Origin of the sequence: Inhella sp., assembly GCF_027532025.1 — a bacterium.
Taxonomy (GTDB): Bacteria; Pseudomonadota; Gammaproteobacteria; order Burkholderiales; family Burkholderiaceae_C; genus Inhella.
In genome coordinates, this window is the sequence record NZ_JAPZSY010000012.1 from 82,432 (window position 1) to 108,378 (window position 25,947).

Consider the following 25,947-nt stretch of genomic DNA (forward strand, 5'->3'; position numbering starts at 1 on the left):
AGCAGGCGGTTCATTGTTGTTTTTGAGTCACGGGCTGGGGGGTGCCTGGGTCGCCTTCGAAGCCTTCGCTTGCCGGATATCTCGCTTTGATTTCAATCACTTAGCGTCAACCCTAGGGCGTCCCTGCTCGAGCAACACCGGAGCGACGGGTTCCCCCTAGGGTGCTGAAATAGGACGCGACCAAAAAATCGCGTTCGTTTCTTGGTGTTACAGCGCCCCTCTAGGGAGGCCTCGCCCAAGTTTTGGTGCCTGATGCCAACCGGCGTCGGGCTTTGTTTTGTCAACTGGAGAAGTCGTGTTCAAACACTCCAAGCTCGCCCTGGCCACCTTGGTGGCCATCAGTGGTACGGCCGCCCTGGCCCAAACCCAACCCGCCACGCCGGCCCAACCCCAGCAGCTGGAGCGCGTGGAAGTCACGGGCTCGAACATCAAGCGCCTGGACAAGGAAACCGTCGCGCCGGTGGAAATCATCACCCGCGAGCAGATCGAGCGCACCGGTCAGCCGACCGCTGCCGACGTGCTGCGCAACCTGCCCTCCAACCTGGGCAGCTTCGGTGAGAGCTTCTCGAACAGCTTCGCCCCGGGCGCTGCCGGCATTTCACTGCGTGGCTTGGGCCAAAAGACGACCTTGGTGCTGGTCAACGGCCGTCGCACCGCGGGCTACGGCTACGCCCAAAACCTGCAGGACACCTTTGTTGACCTGAACGCTATTCCTTCGAGCGCCATCGAACGCATCGACATTTTGAAAGACGGTGCATCGGCGATCTATGGCTCTGACGCCATCGCTGGCGTGGTGAACATCATCCTTCGCAAGGACTACAAGGGTGCCGAAGTTCGCGCCAATGCTGGTTTCTTCGAAGGCAAGAACGACTACCGCCTGACCGGTTCGTTCGGCATGGGCGATCGCGCTGCTTCGGGCTTCAACGCCTTCGGCACGGTCGACTACTACCAGCGCGACGAGCTGCTGCAGTCGGACACCGAGTTCCTGAAGAGCCGTGACTTCCGCAACCGTCCTGGTGGCCGGAACGGCAATTCCCTGACGGGCATGGGCACCTGGCGCGCGCTGAACGCCGCCGGCACCGCCTTCACCAACCAGTACCGCGCCATCAGCGAGTGCTCGCAGCGTGGCGGCACCGTGATGACGACGGCCGAAGCCATTGCGGCCGGTTTGATTCAGCCCACGGCGGCCAACCTGAACCCGACCACCGGCATTGGCGGCAACCCCAACAGCACGTTCTGTACGGTTGACCTCAACAACCAGCTGAGCGCACTGCCTGGCACCAAGCGCCTGAACAGCTACGGCCGCGTGACCCTGGACCTGTCGGCCAACGCAACCGGCTTTGCCGAAGTGGCACTGAGCCGCACGGAGACCGAGCAGACCTTCACGAACACGTTCTTCGCCGGCACCACGGGCTTGCAGCAAACCAACGCTGGCCTGCGTCCGTTCACCTACAACGTGACGTTCGGCCCTGGCGCCTCGGGCAACCCCTTCGCCACCCCGGCGCGCTACAACGGTCAGATGACCGACCTCGGCACCCGTAACGCGCAGATCACCTCGACCAACGCCCGCGTGCTGGTCGGTGCGAACTACACCTTCGGCGACTGGGATCTGGACAGCGGCGTGACCATCGCCCGCAGCGACACGACCACCCAGAGCTTGAACCGCCTCAGCAAGTCCGGCACCAGCGCGGCCTTCGGTGTGTCGAGCAACCCCCAGCCGCCCACCCCGACGGCCGGTTCGGCTGGCGCCGTTCTGTACAACTTGGACCGCCCGAGCCTGAACTCGGCCGCCGTTCGCGACCAAGTCCGTGCGAACTTCGAGCGTGCCGCCATCTCCGATCTGCAAATGATCGACACCCGCGCCAGCACCACCGTGGGCGCACTGCCTGGCGGCGACATCGGCTTGGGCATTGGCTTCGAGTTCCGCCGTGAAGCCATCAAGGACCGTCCGGCAGCTGCCGCCCGCGCTGGCGACATCTTGGGCCAGGGCATCACCGCCACCGACGGCAGCCGCACCAACACCTCGGTGTACGGCGAACTGTCGCTGCCCTTCATCAAGGACCTAGAAGCCCAACTGGCGCTGCGCATGGACCGCTACAGCGACTACGGCACGTCGACCACCCCGAAGGTCGGCGTGAAGTACCGCCTGATGGAGGGCTTGTTGGTGCGCGCAAACTGGGGCAAGGGCTTCCGGGCTCCAACACTGCCTGAAATCTCACCATCGGAGGCCACCTTCTTCACGAGCGTGCTTGACCCGGAAGACGGCGTGGGCCGTCAGGTGTCGGGTGTATTTACGGGCAATCCGAAGCTCAAGGCCGAGACCTCAAAGAGCGCCACTGTCGGCGTGGTATTTGAGCCCGTCAAAGATTTCAGCGTGGCAGCCAACTGGTATCGCATCGATTGGCGCAACGTGGTTTCGTCAAAGTCCTTCCAAGACATCATCGACGCCAGTTGCCCGAATGGGGGCGCCGCCTTTGGCAACCCACCGTGTCCGTCGACCGCCAATGTGCTGCGCGACACCACGTCGGGCACCAACGGTGTCGTGACCATCTTGTCCAACTACGAGAACCTGGCCTCGCGAGTCACTTCAGGCGTCGACCTAGACGGTTCGCTGCGTTTGGCAACGGACTTCGGTCGCATCACCACCAGTGCCAACGTCACTTATATCCACAGCTTCAAGGAGGACGGTGTCGAGTACGTGGGCACCAATGGGGGTTCGAACACCATCCCCCGCACCCGAGCTGGTTTGTCGGTGAGCCTGGACCAAGGCGCTTTGGCCGTGACGGCCCGTGTGAACTACACACACAGCTTCTATCAACAGGCACTCGCTGCTTCGTGGTTCACGCCGCAGGATCCTCGCTTCCAGAACGGTGTGCTTCCCGCAAGGACAGGCTCCAGCACCACGGTCGACCTTTTCGGCCGCTACACGTTCAACGCCAACCTGAGCGCGTCGCTGTCGATCATCAATGTGCAAAACAAGATGCCTCCGCTCGACCCGGCATGGACAAACCTGACGGACATCAGCCTGTATGACGTTCGCGGCCGCAGCATCCGTGTTGGTCTGACCTACCGGCTGTAAGTCCGTTTTCCCGTCTATCCCCAAGGCCCCGCGAGCGGGGCCTTTTTCGTTGGGGACAATCGCCCCATGAGCATGCAAGCCCCCTCCCCTGACACCCCGGTCGACGCCGACGTGTTGATCGTTGGCGCCGGCCCAGCGGGCAGCGCCGCTGGGCGGGTGTTGGCGCAGGCCGGCTGGCGGGTGACGCTCGTTGACGCCCAGCCGATGGGCCGCGACAAGGTGTGCGGCGATGGCCTGATTCCCGACGCGCATGCCGCGCTGGCGCGTCTGGGTTTGCTGGAGGCCGTGATGGCCCGGGCTCAGCGGGTGCGCCACGTGCGCGGGGTGGGTCCAAGTGGCCGCCACCTGGACGTGCCAGCGCACCTGGCCGTCTTGCCACGGCGCGAGTTGGACGCGCTGCTGCTGCAAGGGGCCCTGGATGCCGGAGCGCGGTTCCTGCAAGCCCGCTTCGAGGCGCCGCTGGAGGACGCCGACGGGCGTGTGATCGGCGCTCGGCTGCGCCAGGGCGAACAGGGCCTGAGCCTGCATGCACCTTGGGTGCTTCTGGCCACGGGCGCGGTGCCCAAGGCCTTGCAGGCCGCCGGCCTGTGCACACGCCACACGCCCAGTTGTGTGGCCTTGCGCGGTTACGTTCACGCGCCCGCCCTGGTGGGCCAGATCACCGAGTTGGAGGTGGTGTGGACACGGGCCGTGCGGCCGGGCTACGGCTGGATTTTTCCGGCGCCCGATGGCGTGTTCAACATCGGCGTGGGTTTGACGGAGAGCCACGCCGAGCACGAGGGCAAGGGTCGCAAGAAGGCGGTGAACTTGCGCCAGGTGTTCGATGACTTCGTGGCGGCGCACCCGCCAGCGAGCCGGCTGATGCGCGAAGGCACGCTGTTGGGCGACCTGAAAGGCGCGCCACTGCGCTGCAGCCTGGAAGGGGCGCGCTTCACGCGGCCGGGCCTGATGGTCATCGGCGAAGCCGCAGGCACCACCTACTCGTTCACCGGTGAGGGCATCGGCAAAGCGATGCAAAGCGCGTTGTTGGCGGCCGATGCGCTGCGCCAGCACCGCGAAGACGACAGCGCTGCGCGGGCGCAGTACGAGGCCGCGCTGGAAGCCTTGCGCCCGCGCTACCGCATGTACGAGCGCGCCAACCAAGCCAACCGCTACCCCTGGCTGGCGGATTTGTTGATTTGGCGCGGCCAGCGCAGCCCGCGCCTGCGCGAGCGCTTGGCGGGCGTGCTGGAAGAAACCAGCAACCCCGGCACCTTGTTCAGTTGGCGGGGCCTGCGCCGCGTGCTTTGGGATTGAACCGATGTGCCAACTGCTGGGCATGAATGCCAACGTCCCCACGGACGTGATGTTCAGCTTTGCCGGCTTGAGCGCCCGCGCCAGCGAGCACCCGGATGGCTTTGGCATCGCTTTCTTCGAGGGCAAAGGTTTGCGCCTGTTCGTGGACCCCTCCAGCGCCCGCGAGTCGGTGCTGGCCGAAGTGGTCAAGCGCTACCCGATCCGCAGCGAGGTGGTGATCGCCCACATCCGCAAGGCCACCCAGGGCCGGGTGGCGCTGGAAAACAGCCACCCCTTCAGCCGCGAGCTGTGGGGCCGCTACTGGGTGGCGGCGCACAACGGCGACTTGAAAACCTACCGCCCGCCGCTGCACGGCGCCTTTCGACCGGTGGGCGACACCGACAGCGAGCACGCCTTTTGCTGGCTGATGCAGGAGCTGGCCAAGGCCCACTGCCAAGTGCCCAGCGTGAGCGAACTGACGCTGACGCTGCGCGAGCTGCTGCCGCAGTTGCACGCCCGCGGCACCTTCAACCTGCTGCTGAGCAACGGCCAGGCCCTGTGGGCGCACGCCAGCACGCGGCTGCACTACGTGTTGCGCGCCCACCCCTTTGGCGCCACACGCTTGGCCGACGACGACCTGAGCGTGGACTTTGCCCAGCACACCCGCCCCAGCGACCGCGTGGCCGTGGTGGCCACCGAGCCCCTGACCCCCGACGAACGCTGGGTGGCCCTGGCGCCAGGCGCGCTGGCGGTGTTCCAGCATGGCCAGCTCGTGGCCTGAAGCCCGCCATTCGCCGCAACGGGGCCCGCGACCGGGGCCCGCCTGCCTAGACTGCCGCCCATGACGCACCCCACCCCCGACGGCACCGCTTGGTGGAAGGACTGGACCCAGTACTTCTGCCCGGGGCCGCGTCGCGTCTTCAGCGCCGACGAGATGGCCGTGGCCGGACAACAGCCTTGGCCCAGCGGCATCGACTCCTTCCTCTACGCCAACGTGGTGATGCTGCTGGTGGTGTCGAGCCTGTACTGGCCGCGGGCCACCGCCGCCGTGGCCTGGATCGGGGGGCTGACGCTGACCTGGGCCGTGCTGGCGGTGGCGCGCTGGCTGTGGCGCGGGCCCAGCCGTCGGCGCTTGGCCCTCGCGAGCTATGGAGCGGTTGGGCTCTTGATGGTGCTGCTGTTCGGGCTGGGCGCCTGGCTGGATCGGGGCGACGAGGCTGCGGGCGTGGCGCTGCTGGGTGTGTTCGTGTTCGTGACCACCAGTTGGCTGCTGCTGGTGATCTTTCGGGTGGCGCAGATCGAGGCGCGCTTGCGCGAGATTGCCGATCAACAGCAGCAGCTGGCCCTGAGCCGGCGCCTGGCCACGGCGCAGATCCACCCGCACTTTCTGTTCAACACCCTGGCCAGCCTGACGCATTGGGTGGAGGTGGGCGATGCGCGCGCCGCGCCCTTGCTGAAGAACCTGGCGACTTACCTGCGCGCCACCTTGCCGCTGTTCGAGCGCGAAAGCATGCCGCTGGCCGAGGAATGGGCCTTGGTGCGCACCTACCTGGCCATCATGCAGGTGAGGCTGGGCGAGCGACTGCGCTGGTCCATCGAGCACGACCCGGCGCTGGACGGCCTGCTGGTGCCCCCGGGCACGGTGCTGACCCTGGTGGAGAACGCCATCACCCACGGCATCGAGCCCGCGCTGCGGGGCGGCACCGTGACCCTGCACAGCGAGCGCTTGCCCGACGGCCGCGCGCGGATCCGCGTGGACGACGATGGCGCGGGCCTGCCGCAACCCTTCAAGCCCGGCCTGGGCTTGAGCAACACCCGCGACCGCTTCCGCCATCTGTATGGCGAACGTGCCCAACTCACCCTCCAGCCGCTGCACGCCGACGGCAGCGGCTGCCGCTCCGACGTCCTGATCCACGACTCGCCATGACCCCATTCAAGATCCTCATCGCCGACGACGAAGAAGGCCCGCGCGACCAGATGAAAGCCGCACTGGCCCGCTTGTGGCCCCAGGCGCAGTTGGTGGCGGCGGCCACCAACGGCGTCGATGCCTGGGACGCCGTGCTGGAGCACGAGCCCGACGTCGCCTTTTTGGACATCCGCATGCCGGGCCTCACGGGCCTGGACGTGGCGCGCCGGGCCAGCCAGTTGGCCTCGCCGCCGCAGGTGGTGTTTGTCACCGCGTTCAACGACCACGCTTTGGCAGCTTTTGACGCGGGGGCCATCGACTACGTGCTCAAGCCCTTGGACGACGCCCGACTGCAGCGCGCGATCGACAAGCTCAAAGCCCGCACGGCCCCCGCGGTGCCTGCGCCGGATTTGACCCAGCTTTTGCAGGCCTTGATGCCGGCCCGCGCGGCCAGCCCGCGCCCAATTCAGGCGAGCGTGGGCAAGGAGATCAAGCTGATCCAGCCCGACGAGGTGGTGTTTTTCGAGAGCGACACGCGTTACACCCGGGTGGTGACGGCCGATCAAGAAGCGCTGATCCGGACGCCTTTGAAGGAGTTGATCGCCACCCTGGATGCCGAGGTGTTCTGGCAGGTGCACCGCTCGGTGCTGGTCAACAGCCGCCACATCGCCAGCGCCGTGCGCATCGACGAAAACAACATGCAGCTGACCCTCAAGGGCCGCCCGGAAAAGTTGCCGGTATCGCGGCAGTTCCAGGGCCTGTTCAAGGGCCAGTGAGGCCCCTTCAGATCCAACCCAAATCGATCGCCCGCAGCACGGCCTGCGTGCGGTCGCGCACGCCCATCTTGGCGAAGATGGCCGAGCAGTGGTTTTTGATGACGCCCTCGCTGTTGCCCAGCAAGGTGGCGATTTCGGTGTTCGAGCGGCCGGAAGCCACCAGGCGCAGCACCTGCAGCTCTTTGGGGCTGAGCGGCTCGGGGTCGGGCAGGCCCTCGAAAGCGCGCTCGGTGGCGCCCGGGCGCGTGGCGCGTTCGGTCAGGCCGGGGCGCAGGGCCAGGCCACCGGCGGCCACGTCGCGCAAGGCCTGGGCCAGGGTGTCCACGCTGATGGCCTTGAGCAGAAACCCCTTGGCGCCGGCGCGCGCAGCCTCATCGAAAGCCTCGCGGTCGTCGAAGGTAGTGAGCAGCACCACGGGCACGGCCAACGCCCGCGCCGCCAGCGCCCGGATGAGGCCGATGCCGTCCAGCCGCGGCATGCGCATGTCGCTGAGCACCACGTCGGGCGGGTCGGCCTGGATCATCATGAGGGCCTGCGCGCCGTCTTCGGCCTCGCCCACCAGTTGAAGGTCGGGGCACAGGGCGAGCAGGCCCTTGAGGCCTTCGCGCACCAGTTGCTGGTCTTCGACGAGCAACACGCGGATGGGGGTGGCTGGAGCTGTCATGCGGGGGTCTCCGGGTCGCGCGGGCAGCGCAGTTCGATCAAAAAGCCGGGCTGCTGGCGCAGGATGTCCAGCCGCCCTCCCAATTCTGCGAGGCGTTCGCGCATGCCGGTCAGGCCGTTGCCGGCCTTCAGCTTGCCTTGGCCCTGGCCGTCGTCTTCGATGCGGATGCAGACCGTTGGCCCTTCGGCGCGCACCTGGATGGCGAGGTGCCGCGCACGGGCATGGCGAACGGCGTTGGTGACGGCCTCTTGCACGCAGCGCAGCAGGGCGTGCGCGCTGCGCGGCCCCAGGTTGCGCACGGCCTCGGGGTCGAGGTCGAGGGCGATGCGGGGCGACTCGATGCCCTGGGCCAGCGCCTGCAATGCGGCCGACAGGTCGATGCGCGCATGCTCGCGCTGCAGGCTCACGGCCTGGCGCACATCGGCCAGCAACTGCTCGGCCACACCGCGCGCCTTGCCCAGGGCGGCCGCGGCCTCGGTCCCCTGGTGGCGGGCCAGCAGGGCTTCGCCCAGCTGCAACTGCAGGTTCAGCGCCGTCAGGTGGTGGCCCATCAGGTCGTGCAGCTCGCGCGCGAGGCCCAGGCGCTCGCTGTAGCGCAGCTGCTCGTCGTGCAATTGCTCGGCCGACAGGCGCTCGGCCAGCACGGCCTGCAACCAACGGCGCTTGTCGGCCTGCGCCGCGGTCAGGCGCCCCAGCCCAAAACCCAGGCCGTACAAGGCCACCATCCACAGCCCCTGGGTGAGCAAAGCGGGCATGGCGCCCTGGGCCTGTTCGAGCCGCTGGGCCTCGGTCGGCAAGAAGGCGTACAGCGCCAGGGCCAGCAGCACCTGCAAGGCGGCAAACGCCAGCGCCCCACGGGCCGACAGCATGAGGCCCGCGAGCACCGTGACCAAGAACGCCAGGGCCGGCGTGACGGCAAAGGCCAGCAGGTCCAGCGCCAGCAGCCAGGCCCAGACATGACGCGGCGGGGTGTCCAAGAACGGCTGCCGCGCCAACCGCCAAAGGCCCCAGCCGGTGGGCAGCATCAGCGCCAGGCTCATCAGCAGCGGCGCCCGGTCCCGGGCTTGGCCTCCGGCCAGTTGCCACAGCTGGTTGATCAAGCCGTCGAAGGGTTCGGCAGCGGCACCGGTCAACGCGGCCAAGGCGGCGCGCAGCTCCAAGAGCACCAGCACCACGGCCACGCCGCGCAAGGCAAAGGAAGGCTCGACCAAGCGGTCGAGCCATGGGCGCGAGGGGCCGTGAGGCGGGGAAGCAGGCGGCATGGCGCGGAGCCTAGCGCGCGCGGCGCTCGCCGCCTTTGGTCATGCAAGCCAGGGTTGAGCCTGATCGATGACGGCACCACCCAGACACACGTCGCCGTCGTACAGCACGGCGCTTTGGCCGGGCGTCACCGCCCATTGCGGCGCGTCGAAGCTCAGTTGCGAGCCGGCGAGTGCGCAGGGCGCGTCGGTCTGGCGGTAGCGCGTCTTGGCAGCGTAGCGTCCATCGGCGGGCGCTGAGTCGGCGATCCACGACGGGTCGGTGAAGCGCAAGCCACGGCTTTGCAGGAGGGGGTGCTCGTGGCCCTGCACCACCACCAAGCGGTTGCGTTCGATGTCTTTGGCGGCGACGAACCAGGGCGCGTGCTCGCCGCCGCCGCGCGGCGCGCCCTTTTCCTTGACGCCGCCGATGCCCAGACCCTGGCGTTGGCCCAGCGTGTAGAAGCTCAGGCCCACGTGCTGCCCCAAGCGGCGCCCGCGTTCGTCAACGATGTCGCCGGGCGCATGGCTCAGGTAGCGGTTCAAGAACTCGCGAAACGGCCGCTCGCCGATGAAGCAAATGCCGGTGCTGTCCTTCTTCTTGGCGTTGGGCAGGCCCCACTCGGCGGCCAAGCGACGCACCTCGGTCTTGGGCAGCTCGCCCACGGGGAACAGCACCTTGCTGAGCTGGGCTTGCGTCAGGCGGTGCAGGAAGTAGCTCTGGTCCTTCAGCGGGTCCAGGCCCTTGAGCAGTTGCGACTCACCGCTGGGCAACAGGCGTCGACGGGCGTAGTGGCCGGTGGCGATGGCGTCGGCCCCGCGGGCCACGGCATGATCCAGGAAGGCCTTGAACTTGATCTCGGCGTTGCACAGGATGTCGGGGTTGGGTGTGCGCCCGGCCTGGTACTCGCGCAAGAACTCGGCAAAAACGCGGTCCTTGTACTCGGCGGCGAAATTGACGTGCTCGATCTCGATGCCGATGACCTCGGCGACCGAGGCGGCGTCCACGAAGTCCACGTTGGACGAGCAGTACCCGCTGTGGTCGTCGTCCTCCCAGTTCTTCATGAAGATGCCGATGACCTCGTGGCCCTGCCGCTTGAGCAGGGCGGCGGAGACGGCGGAATCCACGCCGCCAGACAGGCCGACGACGATGCGTTGTTTGGGGATGGAGGTGGACATCACCCCGCCATTGTCGACAGCCCTGCCGGCCAACGCACGGAACCGGTGGCGCAGTCGGTCAGCACCCCCTGGACAATCGGGCCCATGCCCATGACCCACCTGGCCGATATCGACCGCCATCTGGCGGCTCTGGGCGCCTTGCCCGAGCACCGCCGCCGGGTGCTGCGTCACTGGCTGCAGGCCATCCCCCTGGACCGCGGTCGCAAGGCGCTCGAGCACTACCTGCCCAAGCCGCTTCGCCAAGCCCTGCCCGCGTTGATGACCGAGTGGCAACACTTGGCCACCCTGCACGCGCGCGAGCCCAGCGAAGACGGCGCCGAGCGCCTGCTGCTGCGCTTGCACGACGGGCAAAGCGTCGAGGCCGTGCTCCTGCCTCGGGGTGGGCTGTGCATCAGCAGCCAAGTGGGCTGTGCCGTGGGCTGCGGCTTTTGCATGACGGGCACCTTGGGCCTGATCCGCCAGCTCGGCAGCGCCGAGCTGCTGGCGCAGGTGGCCACGGCGCGAACGCTGCGCGCGGTCGACAAGGTGGTGTTCATGGGGATGGGCGAGCCGGCGCACAACCTGGACGCGGTGCTGGAGGCCATCGAGACCCTGGGCGTTGAGGGTGGCATCGGACACAAGAACCTGGTCTTCAGCACCGTGGGCGACGAACGCGTGTTCGAGCGCCTGGGCCAGGGCGCCGTGAAGCCGGCGCTGGCCCTGAGCTTGCACACCACCCAGCCCGCGTTGCGCGAAACACTGCTGCCGCGCGCCCCACGCCTGAGCCCGGAGTGGCTGATGGCCCAAGCCTGCGACTACGCCCGCCGCACCGGCTACCCGCTGCAGGTGCAGTGGACGCTGCTGGAGGGCGTGAACGACGGCGACGACGAGGTGGAGCGCCTGGTGCGCCTGATGCGCGGCCAGCCCGCCATGCTGAACCTGATCCCCTTCAACACCGTGCCGGGGCTGCCGTTCCGCCGCCCGAGCTGGGACGCCTGCCGCGACCTAGCGCGCCGCCTGCATGCGCGGGGCATCCTGACCAAGCTGCGGGACTCGGCTGGGCAGGACGTGGAAGGCGGCTGCGGGCAGCTGCGGGCGCGGCTGCAGCCCGTCAGGCTGCAACGGCGAGGTGCTGAGCCCGACCCCGGTCGGCCATCCGCCACGTCCGCCTGACCCCAACCGGACCGCGCCCAGCGGATGAGGTCTCAGGGCCCAGGGGTTTCCGTGCTGAAGTGGTAGGTCGTGCGCTTGCGGGGCGACAAGTAATCGAACACCGCCGCCGGCAACTGCTGGGGCCGCAGGGTGCTGGCCACCGTCACGTCAGGCTCCTGCTCCAGGTCCACCACGATGGCGCCCTCCTTGGGCACCGCCGGGTCGTACACCAGCACCGTGGGTTTGAGCGGGCGCGAGCTGTTGACCGACACCACCATGCCCATGGTGCCGTTGCTCAGGGCCACCACAGTGCCCGGCGGGTAGATGCCCACGCTGCGCACGAAGGTGGTCAGCACCGTGGCGTCAAAGTGCGAACGGCGCTGGCCGTAGATCAGCGACAGCGCCTCGTGGGGCGTCAGGGCCTGCTTGGGGTCCACCGGGTTGCACAGGTTGTCGTAGGCGTTGACCAGGCAAACGATGCGCGTGAGCAGGCTCATTTGCGTGCCGGTGAGCTTGCGGGGGTAACCGCTGCCGTCCACATGCTCATGGTGTTGCTCAATGATGGCGCGCACCTCGGGTGCGACCCCCATATTGCGCGCGATGTCCACGCCCTTGGCGGGGTGGGTTTCAAACACGTGCATCTCCGCCGGGGTGAGCGCGCCGGCCTTGCGAGCCACGCGCTCCGGCAGCTCACTCTTGCCGATGTCGTGCAGCAAAGCGCCCAGGCCGATCAACTTGAGGGTGGGGGCCGGGGCCTTCAGCTCTCGGCCCAGGATCATGGACAAGATGGCGACGTTCAACGAATGCACGTAGACGTCCTCGCCGCCCACCTTGTCGGCCATCAGCTGGATGGCCACATCGGCGTCCACCAGCATGGTGTCGGCGATGCCCCCGATCAGTTCTCCCGCCTCGGCATAGGCTTGCTTGGGCTTGGCGAACAACGATTGGGTGATGGACTTGACCGCATGGCCGCTGGACACCAAGGCCCGCTCGCAGGCCTGAATCTTGGCCTGGCGCGCCGCCATGCGCTCCAAACGCGCGCGCTTGGCCAGCATCATCGGATCGTCCGCTGCGGGCGTCGCAGGCGGGTGTGACCGGGCCCGCTGATCCGGCATGGGCAAGGGTTCGACGTCGCTGCGCTCGGGGTCGTAGCGCAAGGCTTGGATGCCCAGCGCCTGAATGGCCGCCACCTGGTACAGGGTTTTGATCTTGAAACTAGAGAAGGTGAAGGGGTGCGAGGTCCAGGGCAGGTCCAGGTGCACGTACATCCCGATGCAGAGTTGATCGGGGCTTATGCGAGGTTCTTTGTCCGACACCATCGTTCCATCCTAGTTCCTCCGGAACTCCCCGCGTGGATCGTTGTTCAACCGAGCATGAGGGAGCAGCGGTCGCCACTCGCATCGCGTCCTACGCTGACCCGCTTCACCGTCCAGTTTGGTGACTGACAGCCTTGCGCGATGAAGAGGCACAGCCCTTCCAGCGTTGGACTGACCAAGCCAGGCACCTAATTGAGAAGGTGATGGTCGAGCCTCTCGCGAACCGGCGTGATAGCAGCTCTCAAAACGGCCAAGTCCACGACCATGCAGCTCTCAGGCTGCAGGGCCGCGGTGACGACCAGCTCTGCGATGTAGGTGTGCCCATGAATCCGTCTGCTCGACTCGGTCTCTACCGTGCGGTTCAGAGTGTGCGCGGCATCAAAGAAGAAGCGCTGGCTGAGCTCAAACCGCATGGGGCTCGCTGGTTGCTGCATGGCCGCTCGGGTCAATAGGGACGCGGCGCGACATCAGTGATCGCGGATCGAACCGCGGCCAGGTGCGCAGGCGTGGTGCCACAGCAGCCTCCGACCAGGTTCACCAAGCCCAACTGTGCAAACTCCCCCAGCAATCGCGCCGTCACTTCAGGGGTTTCGTCAAAGCCGGTTTCGCTCATGGGGTTGGGCAAGCCTGCGTTGGGGTAGCAGCTGATTGGGGTGTCTGACGCCACGCTGGCCAGTTCGGCCAAGTAAGGGCGCATCAACGCCGCGCCCATGGCGCAATTCAGGCCAACGGCCATGGGCTTGGCGTGGCGAATGCTGTGCCAGAACGCCGACACGGTTTGCCCACTCAACACCCGGCCTGAGGCATCGGTTACGGTGCCGCTCAGGATCAAAGGCAAGCGCTCGCCGCTGTCTTCGAAGTACGACTCGATGGCAAAGATGGCCGCTTTGGCATTGAGCGTGTCAAAGATGGTTTCGACCAAGAGCAGATCGACGCCGCCCTCGACCAAGCCCTCCACTTGCTCTCGGTAGGCCCTTTGCAGCGTTTCGAAGTCGATGTTTCGAGCGCCTGGGTCGTTGACGTCGGGGCTGATGGATGCGGTCTTGGGTGTCGGACCGATCGCGCCGGCCGCCCAGCGTGGGTGCTCGGGGGTGCTGAAGCGATCGCAGGCTTGCCGGGCCAAGCGTGCTGCTTCCCGATTCATTTCGCGGGCCAAGTGGGCCAGCCCGTAGTCGGATTGCGCGATGCAGGTGGCGCCGAATGTGTTGGTTTCGACGATGTCGCAACCCACTTCCAGGTAAGCCTCGTGGATGCCTTGAATCAGCTGGGGCTGCGTCAAGTTCAGGAGTTCGTTGTTGCCTCGCTGGGCGGGATCGGGCGGCAGATCGGAGAAGCGATCGCCTCGGTACATGGCCTCGTCCATCCCTTTGGACTGGATCATCGTGCCCATCGCGCCATCCAAGAGAACGATGCGTTGCCGCAGCAGGGCGGGGAGGGCCTGCGCTCGGGAGTAGGGGTGTGCTTCGCGCATGGATTCAGGCCGGCTCCATGACCAACAGCAGCCGTGAGGCTTGCGTTTGGAAGTGTCGAGGGGATCGGTGCACCACCGAGGGCAGCGGCGAATGAGGGTCTTGGCCTCGGCCTTTGAGCAGCGCCACATCGCCGCGTTGAAGCTGCCGCTGCCTGGGGTGGTCTTGGTCGGGGGTACGAAGGGCTTCTTCGCTGTCTTGCGGGACGACCCATTGCGTGCCGGAGCCTCGGTACGTGCAGAGCAGACGAAGCGCGGTCCAGTCCTGGTGCCACTTGCGGCAGGCGTCGTTGTCGATTCGCTCGATGCGCAGGCGCAAGCGGGTGTTCTGGGACAGGGAGACGAACACCGCCAGCAGTCGTCGCAGGTCTTGACGGAACAACTCCATCGCTTCGGGATGCGCCATGCGCAGCGAAGCCAGCGCGGTATCGATGGCATCGGACAGTTCATCGGTGCAACCCTGAGCGCGAAGCTGCGGCAGCTGCTCGTCGGGCAGGGCGTCTAGCCAGTCTGTCAGCGGCTTGGCAAGGCGCCGTTGCCAACAGGCCATGAGCACTTCGCTGCGCAGGATGGCCAGCAAGTCCGTGGCGCTCTGACTCACATGCGTGGACGAAAAAGCAAGCTCCGTCTCGACCACGTCAGAGCTGGGTGGGGTTGGGTGCGTCGCCATACACGGCTCTCGGGTCGAAGGTCTTCCCGTCTTCGCGAAAGACCAGATGGCCCGTGCCTGCCGTTACGGCCCGGTAGAAGCAACTGCGGTAGCCCACGTGGCAACTGGCGCCACTGCCAGCGACTTGAACCCGTAGCCACACTGCGTCTTGGTCATCGTCGATGCGCATTTCGACGATGTGCTGCACCAATCCGCTGGTAGCGCCTTTGTGCCAAAGCGCTTGGCGGCTTCGGCTCCAGTAGTGCGCCTCGCCCGTTTCAATGCTCAGGCGCAGTGCTTCCTGGTTCATGTAGCCCACCATCAGGAGCTCACCGCTCTGGGCGGCGGTGGTGACGCAGGTGATCAGCCCGTGCGCATCGAATTTAGGCGACAACTGGTCTTGCTCCTCCACCTGTTCAACGCTGACGCGAGGGTGGAAAAGGAGGGTCTCGTTCATGCAGCACCCACCTGCAAAAGGGTTGCTTCACTGCCGACGGCCACGCACTGGGACAGGCCCAACAACAGAACCTCTTTGGGCATGTCGCGCCCGATGAATACGATTTTGGTTTCTCGGGCTTCGTTGGGTTTCCAAGCGGTTCCCAACTCCGACCCCATGAGCATGTGGACCCCTTGCAGGACGACCCGCCGGTCGAGTCCAGCGCCGTGAATCACGCCCTTGTAGCGCATCAGGTTGGGACCGTAGACCTGGATCATGCCGCCCAGCAAGTCGTCCAGACGCTCCATGTCCATCGGGCGAGATTCGCGGAACACGAAGCTGCTCACATCATCGTCATGGTCGTGCTGAACGTCGGTCAGGAAGTCCGGCTCGATGTCGAGGATGGCGTTCAGGTTGAAACCCTTGATGTCCAGCACTTGCATGGGCGAGATGCCGCGTTCCGCCACGCCGAACTGCGCGCGCGGGTTCATCTGAATCAATCGCTGGCGCAGGGCCTGGAGTTCCACTTGAGTGACCAAGTCGGCTTTGCTGATGAGCACGCGATCGGCAAAAGCCACTTGTTCTTGCGCTTCGTGGTGCTCGTCCAGTTGCTGCATGGCGTGGACGGCATCGACCATGGTGACGATGGCATCCAACAGGTAGTTCTGGCCGATCTCCTCGTCGACGAAAAAGGTTTGGGCGACTGGGGCAGGGTCGGCGAGCCCGGTGGTTTCGATGATCACGCGGTCGAAGTGCAACTGGCCCTGCTGCCGCTTGGCGGCCAGTTCGCCCAGGATGCGCACCAGGTCGCCGCGCACGGTGCAGCAGATGCAGCCGTTGTTCATCTCGACGATTTGCTCGTCCCGGTCTTGAATCAAGAGCTCGTTGTCGATGCCAGCTTCGCCGAACTCGTTCTCGATCACAGCGATGCGCTGGCCGTGTTGCTCGTGCAACAGGCGGTTGAGCAGGGTGGTTTTGCCGCTGCCCAGAAAGCCGGTGAGGATGGTGACGGGGATGAGGCTCATGATGGTTGTCCTTGCAAGGCGGTGGCGATGGCGCGGGCGTTGTGGCTGAGCAGCTTCAGGTAGCTGTCGGCCACGCCGCCGGTTGCCGACAGGGCGTCGGAGTACAGCCGCCCGCCCACAGTGGCGCCGGCCTCGGCTGCGATGCGCTGTACCAAGCGTGGGTCGCTGATGTTTTCGATGAAGACCGCGCGCACGCGCTCACGCTGCAGCTGTTGGATCAAGCGCGCCACGCTGCCGGCCGTGGCCTCAGCTTCGGTATTCATGCCTTTGATGGCCAGGAACTTCACACCGTAAGCTCGCCCAAAGTAGGCAAATGCGTCATGGTGTGTGAACACGCGGCGCTGGGCGGTTGGCACGGGGCCCAGCCAGCTTTGCACTTGCGCATGCAATGCCATCAGCTCGGCTTCGTAGGTGGCGCAGCGGCGGGCGAAGCCCTCGGCCTCGGCCGGGCGCACGCGGGCCAGCGCATCGCGCAGCGTGTGCAGCGCTTGGCGGGTGCGCACAGGGTCGTGCCAGAAGTGCGGGTCCACGTCATGGGCATGGCCGTGCCCGCCCTTCAAAGGTTCGATGCCCGCGCTGGCTATCACCACCGACGCCCGGCTGCCGCTGGCCTTGATCAAGCGCGCCATCCAGCCTTCAAACCCAAGACCGATGACAGCCACCAGGTCGGCTTGCGCCAGCTTGCGGGCGTCGCTGGGGCGGGGGGTAAAGACGTGGGCGTCGGCATCAGGCCCCACCAAGGCCTCCACCCGCACGGCGTCACCGCCGATGACGCGCAGCCAGTCGGCCAGGATGGAGAAACTGGCGACCACGCGCAGGGGTTCGGTGGCGTGCGCGGGCAGGTCCAAGCCGGTGAGCAGGGCGGGGGCAAGGAGGTCGCGGCGTTTCATGCGGTGCGGTGCTTGGCAGAAGGGAAAAAGCGCCGCCACAGGCCGCCCTGCGGGCCCACGAGCAGCGACAGCGCGTACAGCCCACCGGCCACGAGCACGATGGCGGGGCCGGAGGGCCAGTCGGCGTAGAACGAGAGCAGCAGGCCGCTGAGGCTGGCCAGCAGCGCCAGGCTCACGGCCACCAGCGCTTGCCCGCCCAAGCTGCGCGCCCAAAAGCGCGCGCTGGTGGCGGGCAGCATCATCAAACCCACGGCCATCAAGGTGCCCAGGGCCTGGAAGCCGGCCACCAGGTTGCCCACGGTGAGCACGAGCAGCAGGCCGTGCATCCAGCCGCCGGGGCCGCCCACGTTGCGCAGGAAGCCGGGGTCCAGGCACTCGAGGGCCAGCGGGCGCAGCACAGTGGCCAGGCACAGCAGGGTGAGGCTGGCGGTGCCGGCCATGAGCAGCAAGGCGGCGTCGTCCACCGCCAGCACCGCGCCGAACAGCAGGTGCATCAGGTCCACCGGCGAGCCTTGGCGCGACACCAGCAGCACGCCCAGGGCCAGGGCCACCAGGTAGAAGGCGGCGAAGCTGGCGTCCTCGCGCTGCGGGGTGTGGCGCGACACGAAACCAGCGCTCAGGGCCACCGCCAAGCCCCCTAAGAAACCGCCGATGGACATGGCCGTGAGCGAGAAGCCGGCCAGAAAAAAGCCCACCGCCGCACCGGGCAGCAGCGCGTGGGCCATGGCGTCGCCCATCAGGCTCATGCGGCGCCACACCAGCAGCAAGCCGATGGGCGCACTGCCCAGCGCCAGCGCGCAGCAGGCCACCAGCGCACGGCGCATGAAGTCGTGCTCGACCAGGGGTGAGATCAGGGTCTCTGTCACGCGGCCTCGCCCTCGCAGAAGGGCGCGTCGGTGTCCCAGGATTCGGCCATGCGGCGCGCGCTCAGCAGGTGCGCGGGCTGAAGCACCTCGGCCGTGGGCCCCCAGGCGATGGCGCGCCGCGCCAGCAGCAGCGTTTGCGGGAAGTGCGCGCGCACCTGGGCGAGGTCGTGCAGCACGGCCAGCACGGTGCGCCGCTCGCCCTGCCAGCGCGCCACCAGGGCCAGCAGGTCGGCGGTGGTGCGGGTGTCGATGGCGTTGAAGGGTTCGTCAAGCAGGATCAGCGGGGCGTCCTGCAGCAGCACGCGGGCGAACAGCAGGCGCTGGAACTGCCCGGCCGAGAGTTCGTTCAGTGCCCGGCGCTCGAACCCGGACAAGCCCACGGCTTGCATGGCGGCGTGCACCTCGTCGCGCTGGGTGGGTTTGAGCGCGCCCCAAGCGCCGATGCGCCACCACAGGCCGGTGGCCACGAGTTCAAAGGTGCTGAGTGGGAAGCTGCGGTCGATCTGGTGCTGCTGCGGCAGCCAGGCCATGCGCTGGCGGGTGGCAGGGTCGATCTCTACCCGGCCCTCGTTGGCGGGCAGCTGCCCGCCCATTGCGGCCAGCAAGGTGGATTTGCCGGCGCCGTTGGGCCCCACGATGGCCGTCAGGGAGCCGGCCTCGAAGGCACCGCTGAGGTGGTGCACGGCGGGGTGCCCTTGGTAGGACACGGTGAGGTTGTGCAGGTGCACGGCGGCACTCATCGCCACCACCCCAGCGCCCAGGCCACGCCCAGCCACAGCAGCGCCAGGGGCAGCAGCACGGCCAGCACGCGCACGGTGGCGCTGCGCAGCAGCCAGTCGTTCATATGGGCTGGTGGCGTGGAGCGGCCACGGCGCTCAATGCCCCAAACAAGGCCAGACCCAAGGCCACGCAGGCGCCGCTGGGGGCGTCCCACAGCCACGAGGCCGTCAGGCCCAGGACCATGGCCAACAGGCCGCCGCACAGCACCAGGGGCCAGCGCACGCCGGCTTGGCGCCAAAGCGCCGGCGCAATCAGGGTTGCGAACACCAAGAACAGGCCCAGCACCGGCACCGTGACGCTGGCGACGATGGCGAACACGGGGTAGAACCAGGCGTCCCGCGCCAGCCAGCGGCTCAAGCCCAGCACGCCCACGGCGCAGGCGCCCAGCAGCGCCACTTGGGGCCAGCCGGCCCACAGCACGTCGGCGGCCAGCAACTCGGCCATGCGTTCACGGCCGTGCGGGTCCACGCGGGCCGCAAGCAGCGCGGCGCAGGCGCAGGCCACGTACACCAGGCCGATCAAGGCCTCGCGCTGCTGGGGCCAGCGCCGCGCCAAACCGGCCACCACGGCCGCGGAGGCCAAGGCCCCGGCGGCGCTGGCAGCTTGGGCAAGCCACCACGCCGGGTGGTCCACCACGGCGGCGATGCCCAGCGCGGCGGCCGCAGCGGCCTGGGCCACGGCGAGGTCGATGAACACCACGCCGCGGCACAGCACTTGTGCGCCCAGCGGGGCCAGGGCCAGCAAGCCCAGGGCCAGGGCCAAGGCCGGAGCCAGGAACCAAAGGTCGGCCATTCAGCGCAGCTTCAAGAGGCCATCAACCACGGCGTCCATCCAGCGCAGCAAGCCGTCTTGCCCAGCGTCTTCGGGCACGGTGGCTGGCAGCACCAGCAGGGGCACTTTCAGCTGGCTTTCCAGCCAACGGGCAGGCCGCGGGTCTTGGTAGCTGGTGAGCACGATGCCGGCCGGCGGCTGGGCCTTCAGGCCTTCCAGCAAGCGCTTCAAGTGGCCCGGCGTGGGAGCCATGCCGGGCTTGGGCTCCAGGTCGGCCAGCTGCACCATGCCCAGCCAGCGCCACACGTAGCCAAAGCTGCTGTGCTGGGCGGCCACGCGTTGGCCTTTGAGCGGCGCGGCGCGGCGCTCCCACTCGGTGATGCGGGCCTTCCACACGGCTTCGAACGCGGCCAAGCGCTGGGCGATGGCGGCCTTCTCGCTGGGCCGCAAGGTTTGCAGCTCCTCGGCCAAGGCCTGGGCCACCTCCAGCAGCTTGTGCGGGTTCGTGTGCAGGTGGGGGTTGCCTTCGGCGTGCACATCGCCCGCCCACGGGCTGCCGATGGCGCCGGGGTTGGGGTCGATCAGCTCCACGTGGTCGGCGGCTTCAAACAAGCGGCGGCCGCCACCGGCGCGCTGCTGCAGCATCGGCAGCCAGCCTGCTTCCAGGCTGGCACCGGTGCACACCGCCAGGTCGCTGTTGCGCAACTGGGCGATCAGGCTGGGGCGCGCCTCGATGTGGTGTGGGTCTTGGCCCGCATGGGTGGCCACGTGCACTTTGGCGCTGGGCAAGAGCACCCGGGTCAGCGCGGCCCACTCGGGTTCGCAGGCGAACACGGTGAAGGCCTGGGCCGGGCCGCACAGCGCCAAGCCCAGGGCCAACAGCCACTTAGAAGCTGTGCGCACCGTGCGCTCCCAGCGCGATCACGTACTGCAATTGCACCGTCCGCTTGGAGGCGCCTTCGATCTCCTGGGCGCCGCTTTGCTTGGCCACTTGCAAGCGCAGGCTTTGCATGTGGGTGGGCTTCCAGGCCAGCATCAGCGATTGCTCGCGCAGGCGGCCGGTGTGGAAGTGTTCGTCGTGTGGCTGGCTCACGCGCAGCCAATCGGCGCGGGCACCCACCTCCCAGCTGGGGTTGAAGCGGTAGACCACCGACAAGGCCTGGGCTTGGTGCTTGTCGCCCGAGCCGGCGTAGGGATTCAGCTTGGTGATGCGAGCGGCTTCGAAGCCCACGCGGACCTGCTGTTCGCGGTTGTTGCCGCTGGGCGACCACTTCCAGGTGCCGTCCACCATCCAGGTGTTGCGGCCGCTGAACATGGCGCCATGACCATGTTCATGCGCCTCATGACCATGGTCGTCGTGGTCTTCGTCATGGTCTTCGTCGTGCTCATGCTCTTCTTCCAGGGCGGCCACACGGCGGCTCTTGATGTACGACAGACCCAGCTGCCAGCTGTTGGCGCGATTCAGATCACCACCGATCTTGGTGACCAAGGTGGCCACGCCAGGGTTCTTCACGCTGTCCCAGGTCTCAGCCACGAGCTTCTTGCCCTTGAACGCTTCGCCGCCCACCATCCAGTAGAAAGAGGTTGGCAGGGTCAGATTGACGCGCACGCCATCGTCGTTCCAGTGGCCGCCGAAGAAGGCGCGGTACAGCAGCGGACGCTCGGTGAAGTCGTCGGCATGCATGTGCTGCTGGTTCAGGTGACCGATTTGCGAGGCGAAGCGACCCACGCGGGCCTGCAGGCCATATGGCAGCGCCGTGGTTTCCAGGTAGGCCTCTTCGATGGCTTTTTCGAGTTTGCCGTCGTGGGTTTCGAAGACCGCGCCCACGTGCCCGCGCAGCCAGTTGCCCACCGGGCCTGAAGCGGTCAGGTCGCTGTGGCCGAGTTGCAGGCCTTGGTCGCGCATGCCCAGCGCCAAGGGGCGGGTGGTGTGGGTGAGGTCGAGCACCGCGCCGAACTCCCAGCCCTTGCTCGTCGACTTGCTGGGGGTGCTTTGGGCGTAGACCAAGGGGAGCGTGGCGCTCAGCGCCAGGGCGATCAGGGTGCGTTTCATGGAGTCAGTTCAAGGTGAAGGTGAGACGGCAGGCGTTTTCAAGCCTCGGCCGACGCGGGGGTGACTTCCCAGTGGGGGAAGGGGTCGGGCAGGGTGGCCCAGTGGGCGCGTCCCTTGCGGGATTCGGTGAAGTTCAAGTGCATGGCCTTGAAGGCCTGCTCAATCAAGCTTCGGTCAAAGCCTTGCGAAGGCCTTCCGATGAAGACGATTTCGTTCAGGCGGTCGCCGTGGGGCTCGCGCCAGTTGCGCTCGATGCCGGCGCGCTCTGGCGTGCCCTTCGCGGGCCAGCGCTCCTTCGGCGCTGCGGCCCACCACCGTCCCATGGCCTCGTGCGTGGCCACGTTGCCGGCGCGGCTGTAGGCCACCACCCAATCGGGGCGGCTTGCCAGCCACACGTAGCCTTTGGCGCGCAGCAGGCCGGGCAGCAACTGCTGCATGAAGTCGGCAAAGCGCTGGGGGTGCAGCGGTTCCCGGCTGCTGAGCACAAAGCTTTCGATGCCGTAGGCCTCGGTCTCCGGCAGGCGATCGCCCTCCAGGGCGCGCGCCCAACCGGCCTGCTCGCTGGCTTCGTCCAGATTGAACAAGCCCGTGCCCAGGATGCGATCCAGGGGCACTTGGCCGTGGGTGGTTTCCACGACCTCGGCGCCGGGGTTCAGGGCCTTGATCAGGCCCAGCACCTCCTCGCGCTGCGCCGGCGTGATGAGATCCAGCTTGTTGAGCACGATGACATTGGCGAACTCGATCTGCTCGGTCAGCAGGGTGGCCAAAGAGCGCGTGTCTTCGTCGGCCGCCACTTGGCCGCGTTGGGCCAGCAGGTCTTGGCTTTTGAAGTCGGCCAGCAGGTTGTGACCGTCGACCACCGTCACCAGGGTGTCGATCTGCGCCACATCGTTGAGCGAGTCACCGTGCTCGTCGGTGAAGTCGAAGGTGGCGGCCACGGGCATGGGCTCGCCGATGCCGGTGCTTTCGATCAGCAAGTAGTCGAAGCGACCTTCGGCTGCGAGCTTGCGCACTTCCAGCAGCAGGTCTTCACGCAAGGTGCAGCAAATGCAGCCGTTGCTCATTTCGACCATGCGCTCTTCGGTGCGCGACAAGGCGGCGCCGGCTTTGTCGGCGCTTTGGGCCACCAACGAGGCGTCGATGTTCACCTCGCTCATGTCATTGACGATCACGGCCACGCGCAGACCCTGGCGATTGGCCAGAACGTGGTTCAGGAGCGTGGTCTTGCCGGCGCCCAGGAAGCCGGACAGCACGGTGACGGGAAGGAGCGGACGCGTGGGCATGGTGGCTTTTGATGCAAATGACAATGCATTCGCATTAAAGTGTAATTGAGATTCTTTTCTCAACAAAGACCATGCCGGACCAACTGCGCACAATGCGCCCCATGGAACGATCGACCCGCCAACGAACCGCCATCCGATCGGCCGTCGATGCCGCTGCCCGACCGTTGCTCGCTCAGGAAGTCCTGGAACTGGCGCAGCAGGAGGTGCCGGCCCTCGGGTTGGCAACGGTCTACCGAAACCTCAAGAGCTTGGTGGAGGCGGACGAGCTCAAGGTCGTCCAGCTGCCCGGTGAGAACCCGCGGTACGAGCGCAAAGGGCATTCGCACCACCATCACTTTCAGTGCCGTCAGTGCCAGCGCGTGTTCGACGTGCACGCCTGCCCGGGCAACCTGTCCAAGCTGGCCCCGGCGGGTTTCAGCGTGGAAGACCACGAGCTCACCCTTTACGGCCGCTGCGCGGACTGTCAGGGCGCCTGAATGGCACCCTGACGACGGACGTCACGCCCTCACTCGTTGGGCACGAAGATCCACAGCAGCGCGTAGACCAACAAGCTGCAGCCACTGAGGAACAGGCCCAGCACGAACAGCAGGCGCCAGCCCCAGGCCTCCAGGCCAGTGACCCGGGCCAGGCCGCCGCACACGCCGCCGATCCAGCGGTTGCTGCGGCTGCGGCGCAGGCCGTTCATGGCGGCGGCTGCATGGGCTGCGGGACCGGGGTCTTGCCCGTCCAGCACGCGGGCCTTGGCGCGGCTGAATTCCTCGTCGCTCAGCTTGCCATTGCTGTGCAGGGCGGAGAGGCGGTCGAGGTCGTCGGCGAACATGGTGGGCTCCTTGGAGTGCCTGTTGAGGTGAGCGAATGGTGCGCTCCATCCCCTCTGGGCGCCTGCCCCTTGCGACGCAGCACCTGCTCTGCAGCACAGGGTGCATCAGCACACGATGGTCAGCGCAAGACCTGCTCGATGAAACCTGCCTTGGCCGCTCGGTAGTCGTCGTCGCTGGCCCCTGCGTGCTGACGCTTGAGGGCGTTGTATTGAGCGACCCGCGTGGCATCGCCGCGCAGCCGATCACGGAAGGTCAAAAAGACGTGTTCGTGGCTCGACCCTGCAGCGACCAGTTGCACGGCATGGTCATGGGCCTCCAGCATGCACAGCATGGGGGTGCGCAGGGTGCCGGTCTTTTCTGTGTAGCCGTCGTCGACCAAGACAAGGCGCACCGTTTCGAGGTCCTTCAGCGCGACGAGCATCAGCACATCCAAGTCGCCTTTGGACAGGGCGCCAGGCAGGCTGGATGCACCGATGTGCTCGATCCGGGCCATCGGCCAATGAGCGAGCAGGCTTTCGCGAACCTGCTCGAACTTCTGGAGCAGAAGCGGTTGGTAATCGGCCGCTTCGTACAAGGCGGGCATCAGCCGTCCAGGCGCTTCTGGAACACCAGCCCCGCGTGCTCGCGCAGCGCGTGGAAGTGGATCTTGGGCCAGTTCTCTTGGATGGCGCGCAACTCGGGCGCGTACTCCACCAAGATGGTCGGCGCGTCCACGGCGTCCAGGGCCATGCGGTGGTCGTTGGCGGCGATGAACTTCTTCAACTCGTTCTCGTCGTCGGCCGTGACCCAGCGCGCCACCTGGAAGCGGCAGGGCTGGATGCGGGCCTTGACGCCGTACTCGTGCTCCAGGCGGTGGGCCACCACCTCGAACTGCAGCTGGCCCACGGCGCCCAGCATCAGCACGCTGCCCGCCATGGGGCGGAAGACCTGGATGGCGCCTTCTTCGCCCAGCTGTTGCAGGCCGGCGCGCAGCTGCTTGGTCTTGAGCGGGTCGGCCACTTCCACGTTGCGGAACATTTCCGGCGCGAAGAAGGGCAGGCCGGTGAACTGCAGCGGCTCGCCTTCGGTCAGTGTGTCGCCCAGGTGCAGCACACCGTGGTTGGGGATGCCGATGATGTCGCCGCCGAAGGCCTCTTCCAGCAGCTCGCGGCGCTGCGACAGGAAGGACACCACGGTGTTGGGGCGGAAGTCCTTGCCCGTGCGCGTCACCTTCAGGCGCATGCCGCGCTCGAAGTGGCCGCTGGCCACGCGCACGAAAGCGATGCGGTCGCGGTGCGCCGGGTCCATGTTGGCCTGGATCTTGAACACCACGCCGCTGAACTTCTTTTCAGTGGGCTCCACCACGCGCTGCAGCGCGGCGCGCGGGCCCGGGGGCGGGGCCAATTCCACCAGGGCGTCCAGCACCTCGCGCACGCCGAAGTTGTTGATGGCCGAGCCGAAGAACATCGGCGTTTGGTGGCCGGCGAGGAACTCAGCATGGTCGAAGGGCGTGGCCGCTTCGCGCACCAGCTCCAGCTCGCCCTGCGCCTGGCCCCAAGCCATGCCGAAGCGGCTTTCGTGCGCGGGGTTGTCCAGGTCGGTGATCAGCTCTTCGTCGCCGCCGGCGCGGTCCTCGCCCGGGGCGAACACGCGCATGGTGCGGGCGCGCAGGTCCATCACGCCGCCGAACTGCTTGCCCATGCCCACCGGCCAGGTGAAGGGGCAAATGGCCATGCCGAGTTCTTGCTCCAGCTCGTCCATCAGGGCCAGCGGGTCTTTCACCTCGCGGTCCATCTTGTTGACGAAGGTGAGGATGGGCGTGTTGCGAGCGCGGCAAACCTGCAGCAGGCGGCGGGTTTGCGGCTCGACGCCGTTGGCGGCGTCGATGACCATCAGTGCCGCGTCCACGGCCGTCAGCACGCGGTAGGTGTCTTCGCTGAAGTCCTGGTGGCCCGGGGTGTCCAGCAGGTTGATGACGCAGTCGCGGTACTCCATCTGCATCACCGACGAGGCCACCGAAATGCCGCGCTGCTTCTCGATCTCCATCCAGTCGGAGGTGGCGTGGCGCGCGGCCTTGCGGGCCTTGACCGAGCCGGCGATTTGGATCGCGCCCGAGAACAGCAGCAGCTTTTCCGTCAGCGTGGTCTTGCCCGCGTCGGGGTGGCTGATGATGGCGAAGGTGCGACGGCGGCGCACTTCGCTGTCGATGCGAGAGAGGTCGGAGGACATGGCAGGCTTTCGGGCGTAACCCGCGATTATCGAACCTCGGGTTTTCCCCGGCCATGCGCCAAGCCGGGGCGGCCCCGGCGAGCAAACTTGGCCTTAATGTTGCGGGTTGTCCAAGCTGCGGTCTCGGCCGCCC

At 67.0% G+C, this 25,947-nt stretch carries 25 protein-coding genes and 1 pseudogene; 7 read left to right on the forward strand and 19 right to left on the reverse strand.

The features are described 5' to 3' along the window. Positions 1-295: 295 nt before the first annotated feature. The 5 genes from O9335_RS02815 to O9335_RS02835 all read left to right on the forward strand — a co-directional run bounded on the left by O9335_RS02815 (position 296) and on the right by O9335_RS02835 (position 7,036). A complete protein-coding gene (locus tag O9335_RS02815; protein WP_298383235.1) occupies positions 296-3,079 on the forward strand; it encodes a TonB-dependent receptor in 2,784 nt (927 codons plus the stop codon). Between the two features lie 66 nt (positions 3,080-3,145). After that, entirely contained in the window at positions 3,146-4,375 is a 1,230-nt protein-coding gene (locus tag O9335_RS02820) for an NAD(P)/FAD-dependent oxidoreductase (protein WP_298383237.1), read from the forward strand. Between the two features lie 4 nt (positions 4,376-4,379). Then, the gene (locus O9335_RS02825; protein WP_298383239.1) at positions 4,380-5,135 is read left to right on the forward strand and encodes a class II glutamine amidotransferase; all 756 of its coding nucleotides are present in this window, start codon (positions 4,380-4,382) and stop codon (positions 5,133-5,135) included. Between the two features lie 60 nt (positions 5,136-5,195). Then, complete coding sequence (locus tag O9335_RS02830) at positions 5,196-6,281, forward strand: sensor histidine kinase (protein ID WP_298383243.1); 1,086 nt, start codon at positions 5,196-5,198, stop codon at positions 6,279-6,281. Then, complete coding sequence (locus O9335_RS02835; RefSeq protein WP_298383248.1) at positions 6,278-7,036, forward strand: LytTR family DNA-binding domain-containing protein; 759 nt, start codon at positions 6,278-6,280, stop codon at positions 7,034-7,036. Before O9335_RS02830 ends, O9335_RS02835 begins: the two co-directional genes overlap by 4 nt. A gap of 7 nt (positions 7,037-7,043) precedes the next feature. Here O9335_RS02835 and O9335_RS02840 read toward each other — a convergent pair whose 3' ends face one another. The 3 genes from O9335_RS02840 to mnmA are packed head-to-tail and all read right to left on the reverse strand — an operon-like array spanning position 7,044 to position 10,117. Then, positions 7,044-7,700: a response regulator transcription factor gene (locus O9335_RS02840; protein WP_298383251.1), complete on the reverse strand. Its 657-nt coding sequence runs from the start codon at positions 7,698-7,700 to the stop codon at positions 7,044-7,046. Further along, positions 7,697-8,962 (reverse strand): histidine kinase, encoded by a 1,266-nt coding sequence (locus tag O9335_RS02845; protein WP_298383254.1) that lies wholly within the window; start codon positions 8,960-8,962, stop codon positions 7,697-7,699. Before O9335_RS02845 ends, O9335_RS02840 begins: the two co-directional genes overlap by 4 nt. 39 nt (positions 8,963-9,001) lie before the next feature. Further along, positions 9,002-10,117: a tRNA 2-thiouridine(34) synthase MnmA gene (gene mnmA / locus O9335_RS02850; protein WP_298383257.1), complete on the reverse strand. Its 1,116-nt coding sequence runs from the start codon at positions 10,115-10,117 to the stop codon at positions 9,002-9,004. A gap of 84 nt (positions 10,118-10,201) precedes the next feature. On the opposite strand from mnmA, the gene O9335_RS02855 reads away from it, so the two are divergent. Continuing rightward, on the forward strand, positions 10,202-11,269 hold the full coding sequence (locus O9335_RS02855) for an RNA methyltransferase (RefSeq protein ID WP_298383260.1): 1,068 nt from the start codon (positions 10,202-10,204) through the stop codon (positions 11,267-11,269). Positions 11,270-11,301: 32 nt separating this feature from the next. On the opposite strand, the gene O9335_RS02860 is transcribed toward O9335_RS02855, so the two are convergent. From O9335_RS02860 to O9335_RS02920, 13 genes and pseudogenes are all read right to left on the reverse strand, one after another. Further along, on the reverse strand, positions 11,302-12,567 hold the full coding sequence (locus O9335_RS02860; protein ID WP_298383262.1) for an HD-GYP domain-containing protein: 1,266 nt from the start codon (positions 12,565-12,567) through the stop codon (positions 11,302-11,304). Positions 12,568-12,611: 44 nt separating this feature from the next. Continuing rightward, positions 12,612-12,977, reverse strand: a pseudogene (locus tag O9335_RS02865) (6-pyruvoyl tetrahydropterin synthase family protein). A gap of 32 nt (positions 12,978-13,009) precedes the next feature. Then, on the reverse strand, positions 13,010-14,035 hold the full coding sequence (locus O9335_RS02870) for a homocysteine S-methyltransferase family protein (protein ID WP_298383265.1): 1,026 nt from the start codon (positions 14,033-14,035) through the stop codon (positions 13,010-13,012). 4 nt (positions 14,036-14,039) lie between these two features. Further along, complete coding sequence (locus O9335_RS02875; protein WP_298383269.1) at positions 14,040-14,702, reverse strand: DUF1826 domain-containing protein; 663 nt, start codon at positions 14,700-14,702, stop codon at positions 14,040-14,042. Continuing rightward, positions 14,671-15,138, reverse strand: coding sequence for a phosphoribosyl-AMP cyclohydrolase (gene hisI, locus O9335_RS02880; protein ID WP_298383272.1), 468 nt, complete (start codon positions 15,136-15,138; stop codon positions 14,671-14,673). Before hisI ends, O9335_RS02875 begins: the two co-directional genes overlap by 32 nt. After that, entirely contained in the window at positions 15,135-16,142 is a 1,008-nt protein-coding gene (locus O9335_RS02885) for a GTP-binding protein (RefSeq protein WP_298383274.1), read from the reverse strand. Before O9335_RS02885 ends, hisI begins: the two co-directional genes overlap by 4 nt. Beyond that, positions 16,139-17,032, reverse strand: coding sequence for a zinc ABC transporter substrate-binding protein (locus O9335_RS02890; RefSeq protein WP_298383276.1), 894 nt, complete (start codon positions 17,030-17,032; stop codon positions 16,139-16,141). The genes O9335_RS02885 and O9335_RS02890 overlap by 4 nt, the downstream gene beginning before the upstream one ends. Continuing rightward, positions 17,029-17,856, reverse strand: coding sequence for a metal ABC transporter permease (locus tag O9335_RS02895; protein ID WP_298383354.1), 828 nt, complete (start codon positions 17,854-17,856; stop codon positions 17,029-17,031). The genes O9335_RS02890 and O9335_RS02895 overlap by 4 nt, the downstream gene beginning before the upstream one ends. A gap of 38 nt (positions 17,857-17,894) precedes the next feature. Next, on the reverse strand, positions 17,895-18,638 hold the full coding sequence (locus O9335_RS02900; RefSeq protein WP_298383278.1) for an ABC transporter ATP-binding protein: 744 nt from the start codon (positions 18,636-18,638) through the stop codon (positions 17,895-17,897). Between the two features lie 100 nt (positions 18,639-18,738). Further along, positions 18,739-19,470, reverse strand: coding sequence for a hypothetical protein (locus tag O9335_RS02905; protein ID WP_298383280.1), 732 nt, complete (start codon positions 19,468-19,470; stop codon positions 18,739-18,741). After that, the gene (locus tag O9335_RS02910) at positions 19,471-20,352 is read right to left on the reverse strand and encodes a zinc ABC transporter substrate-binding protein (protein ID WP_298383282.1); all 882 of its coding nucleotides are present in this window, start codon (positions 20,350-20,352) and stop codon (positions 19,471-19,473) included. After that, positions 20,336-21,502 (reverse strand): hypothetical protein, encoded by a 1,167-nt coding sequence (locus O9335_RS02915; RefSeq protein ID WP_298383284.1) that lies wholly within the window; start codon positions 21,500-21,502, stop codon positions 20,336-20,338. Before O9335_RS02915 ends, O9335_RS02910 begins: the two co-directional genes overlap by 17 nt. A 38-nt stretch (positions 21,503-21,540) precedes the next feature. Then, a complete protein-coding gene (locus O9335_RS02920) occupies positions 21,541-22,785 on the reverse strand; it encodes a GTP-binding protein (RefSeq protein WP_298383287.1) in 1,245 nt (414 codons plus the stop codon). Between the two features lie 101 nt (positions 22,786-22,886). Here O9335_RS02920 and O9335_RS02925 point away from each other — a divergent pair, with 101 nt between their 5' ends. Continuing rightward, positions 22,887-23,261 (forward strand): Fur family transcriptional regulator, encoded by a 375-nt coding sequence (locus O9335_RS02925; RefSeq protein ID WP_298383290.1) that lies wholly within the window; start codon positions 22,887-22,889, stop codon positions 23,259-23,261. Between the two features lie 29 nt (positions 23,262-23,290). Here the strand turns inward: O9335_RS02925 and O9335_RS02930 are convergent, their stop codons facing one another. The 3 genes from O9335_RS02930 to O9335_RS02940 all read right to left on the reverse strand — a co-directional run bounded on the left by O9335_RS02930 (position 23,291) and on the right by O9335_RS02940 (position 25,814). Then, the gene (locus O9335_RS02930; RefSeq protein WP_298383292.1) at positions 23,291-23,605 is read right to left on the reverse strand and encodes a PspC domain-containing protein; all 315 of its coding nucleotides are present in this window, start codon (positions 23,603-23,605) and stop codon (positions 23,291-23,293) included. Positions 23,606-23,724: 119 nt separating this feature from the next. Then, positions 23,725-24,189, reverse strand: a complete 465-nt coding sequence (locus O9335_RS02935) for a GrpB family protein (RefSeq protein ID WP_298383295.1) — start codon at positions 24,187-24,189, stop codon at positions 23,725-23,727. After that, positions 24,189-25,814 carry a peptide chain release factor 3 gene (locus O9335_RS02940; protein WP_298383298.1) on the reverse strand — a complete coding sequence of 542 codons (1,626 nt, stop codon included), beginning with the start codon at positions 25,812-25,814 and terminating at the stop codon, positions 24,189-24,191. Before O9335_RS02940 ends, O9335_RS02935 begins: the two co-directional genes overlap by 1 nt. Positions 25,815-25,947: the final 133 nt, after the last annotated feature.

Coding starts and splice junctions, on each gene's coding strand:
- O9335_RS02820 (WP_298383237.1), top strand. CDS start 3,146: ATGAGCATGCAAGCCCCCTCCCCTGACACCCCGGTCGACGCCGACGTG.
- O9335_RS02825 (WP_298383239.1), top strand. CDS start 4,380: ATGTGCCAACTGCTGGGCATGAATGCCAACGTCCCCACGGACGTGATG.
- O9335_RS02830 (WP_298383243.1), top strand. CDS start 5,196: ATGACGCACCCCACCCCCGACGGCACCGCTTGGTGGAAGGACTGGACC.
- O9335_RS02835 (WP_298383248.1), top strand. CDS start 6,278: ATGACCCCATTCAAGATCCTCATCGCCGACGACGAAGAAGGCCCGCGC.
- O9335_RS02840 (WP_298383251.1), bottom strand. CDS start 7,700: ATGACAGCTCCAGCCACCCCCATCCGCGTGTTGCTCGTCGAAGACCAG.
- O9335_RS02845 (WP_298383254.1), bottom strand. CDS start 8,962: ATGCCGCCTGCTTCCCCGCCTCACGGCCCCTCGCGCCCATGGCTCGAC.
- mnmA (WP_298383257.1), bottom strand. CDS start 10,117: ATGTCCACCTCCATCCCCAAACAACGCATCGTCGTCGGCCTGTCTGGC.
- O9335_RS02855 (WP_298383260.1), top strand. CDS start 10,202: ATGCCCATGACCCACCTGGCCGATATCGACCGCCATCTGGCGGCTCTG.
- O9335_RS02860 (WP_298383262.1), bottom strand. CDS start 12,567: ATGGTGTCGGACAAAGAACCTCGCATAAGCCCCGATCAACTCTGCATC.
- O9335_RS02870 (WP_298383265.1), bottom strand. CDS start 14,035: ATGCGCGAAGCACACCCCTACTCCCGAGCGCAGGCCCTCCCCGCCCTG.
- O9335_RS02875 (WP_298383269.1), bottom strand. CDS start 14,702: ATGGCGACGCACCCAACCCCACCCAGCTCTGACGTGGTCGAGACGGAG.
- hisI (WP_298383272.1), bottom strand. CDS start 15,138: ATGAACGAGACCCTCCTTTTCCACCCTCGCGTCAGCGTTGAACAGGTG.
- O9335_RS02885 (WP_298383274.1), bottom strand. CDS start 16,142: ATGAGCCTCATCCCCGTCACCATCCTCACCGGCTTTCTGGGCAGCGGC.
- O9335_RS02890 (WP_298383276.1), bottom strand. CDS start 17,032: ATGAAACGCCGCGACCTCCTTGCCCCCGCCCTGCTCACCGGCTTGGAC.
- O9335_RS02895 (WP_298383354.1), bottom strand. CDS start 17,856: ATGCGCCGTGCGCTGGTGGCCTGCTGCGCGCTGGCGCTGGGCAGTGCG.
- O9335_RS02900 (WP_298383278.1), bottom strand. CDS start 18,638: ATGAGTGCCGCCGTGCACCTGCACAACCTCACCGTGTCCTACCAAGGG.
- O9335_RS02905 (WP_298383280.1), bottom strand. CDS start 19,470: ATGGCCGACCTTTGGTTCCTGGCTCCGGCCTTGGCCCTGGCCCTGGGC.
- O9335_RS02915 (WP_298383284.1), bottom strand. CDS start 21,502: ATGAAACGCACCCTGATCGCCCTGGCGCTGAGCGCCACGCTCCCCTTG.
- O9335_RS02920 (WP_298383287.1), bottom strand. CDS start 22,785: ATGCCCACGCGTCCGCTCCTTCCCGTCACCGTGCTGTCCGGCTTCCTG.
- O9335_RS02925 (WP_298383290.1), top strand. CDS start 22,887: ATGGAACGATCGACCCGCCAACGAACCGCCATCCGATCGGCCGTCGAT.
- O9335_RS02930 (WP_298383292.1), bottom strand. CDS start 23,605: ATGTTCGCCGACGACCTCGACCGCCTCTCCGCCCTGCACAGCAATGGC.
- O9335_RS02935 (WP_298383295.1), bottom strand. CDS start 24,189: ATGCCCGCCTTGTACGAAGCGGCCGATTACCAACCGCTTCTGCTCCAG.
- O9335_RS02940 (WP_298383298.1), bottom strand. CDS start 25,814: ATGTCCTCCGACCTCTCTCGCATCGACAGCGAAGTGCGCCGCCGTCGC.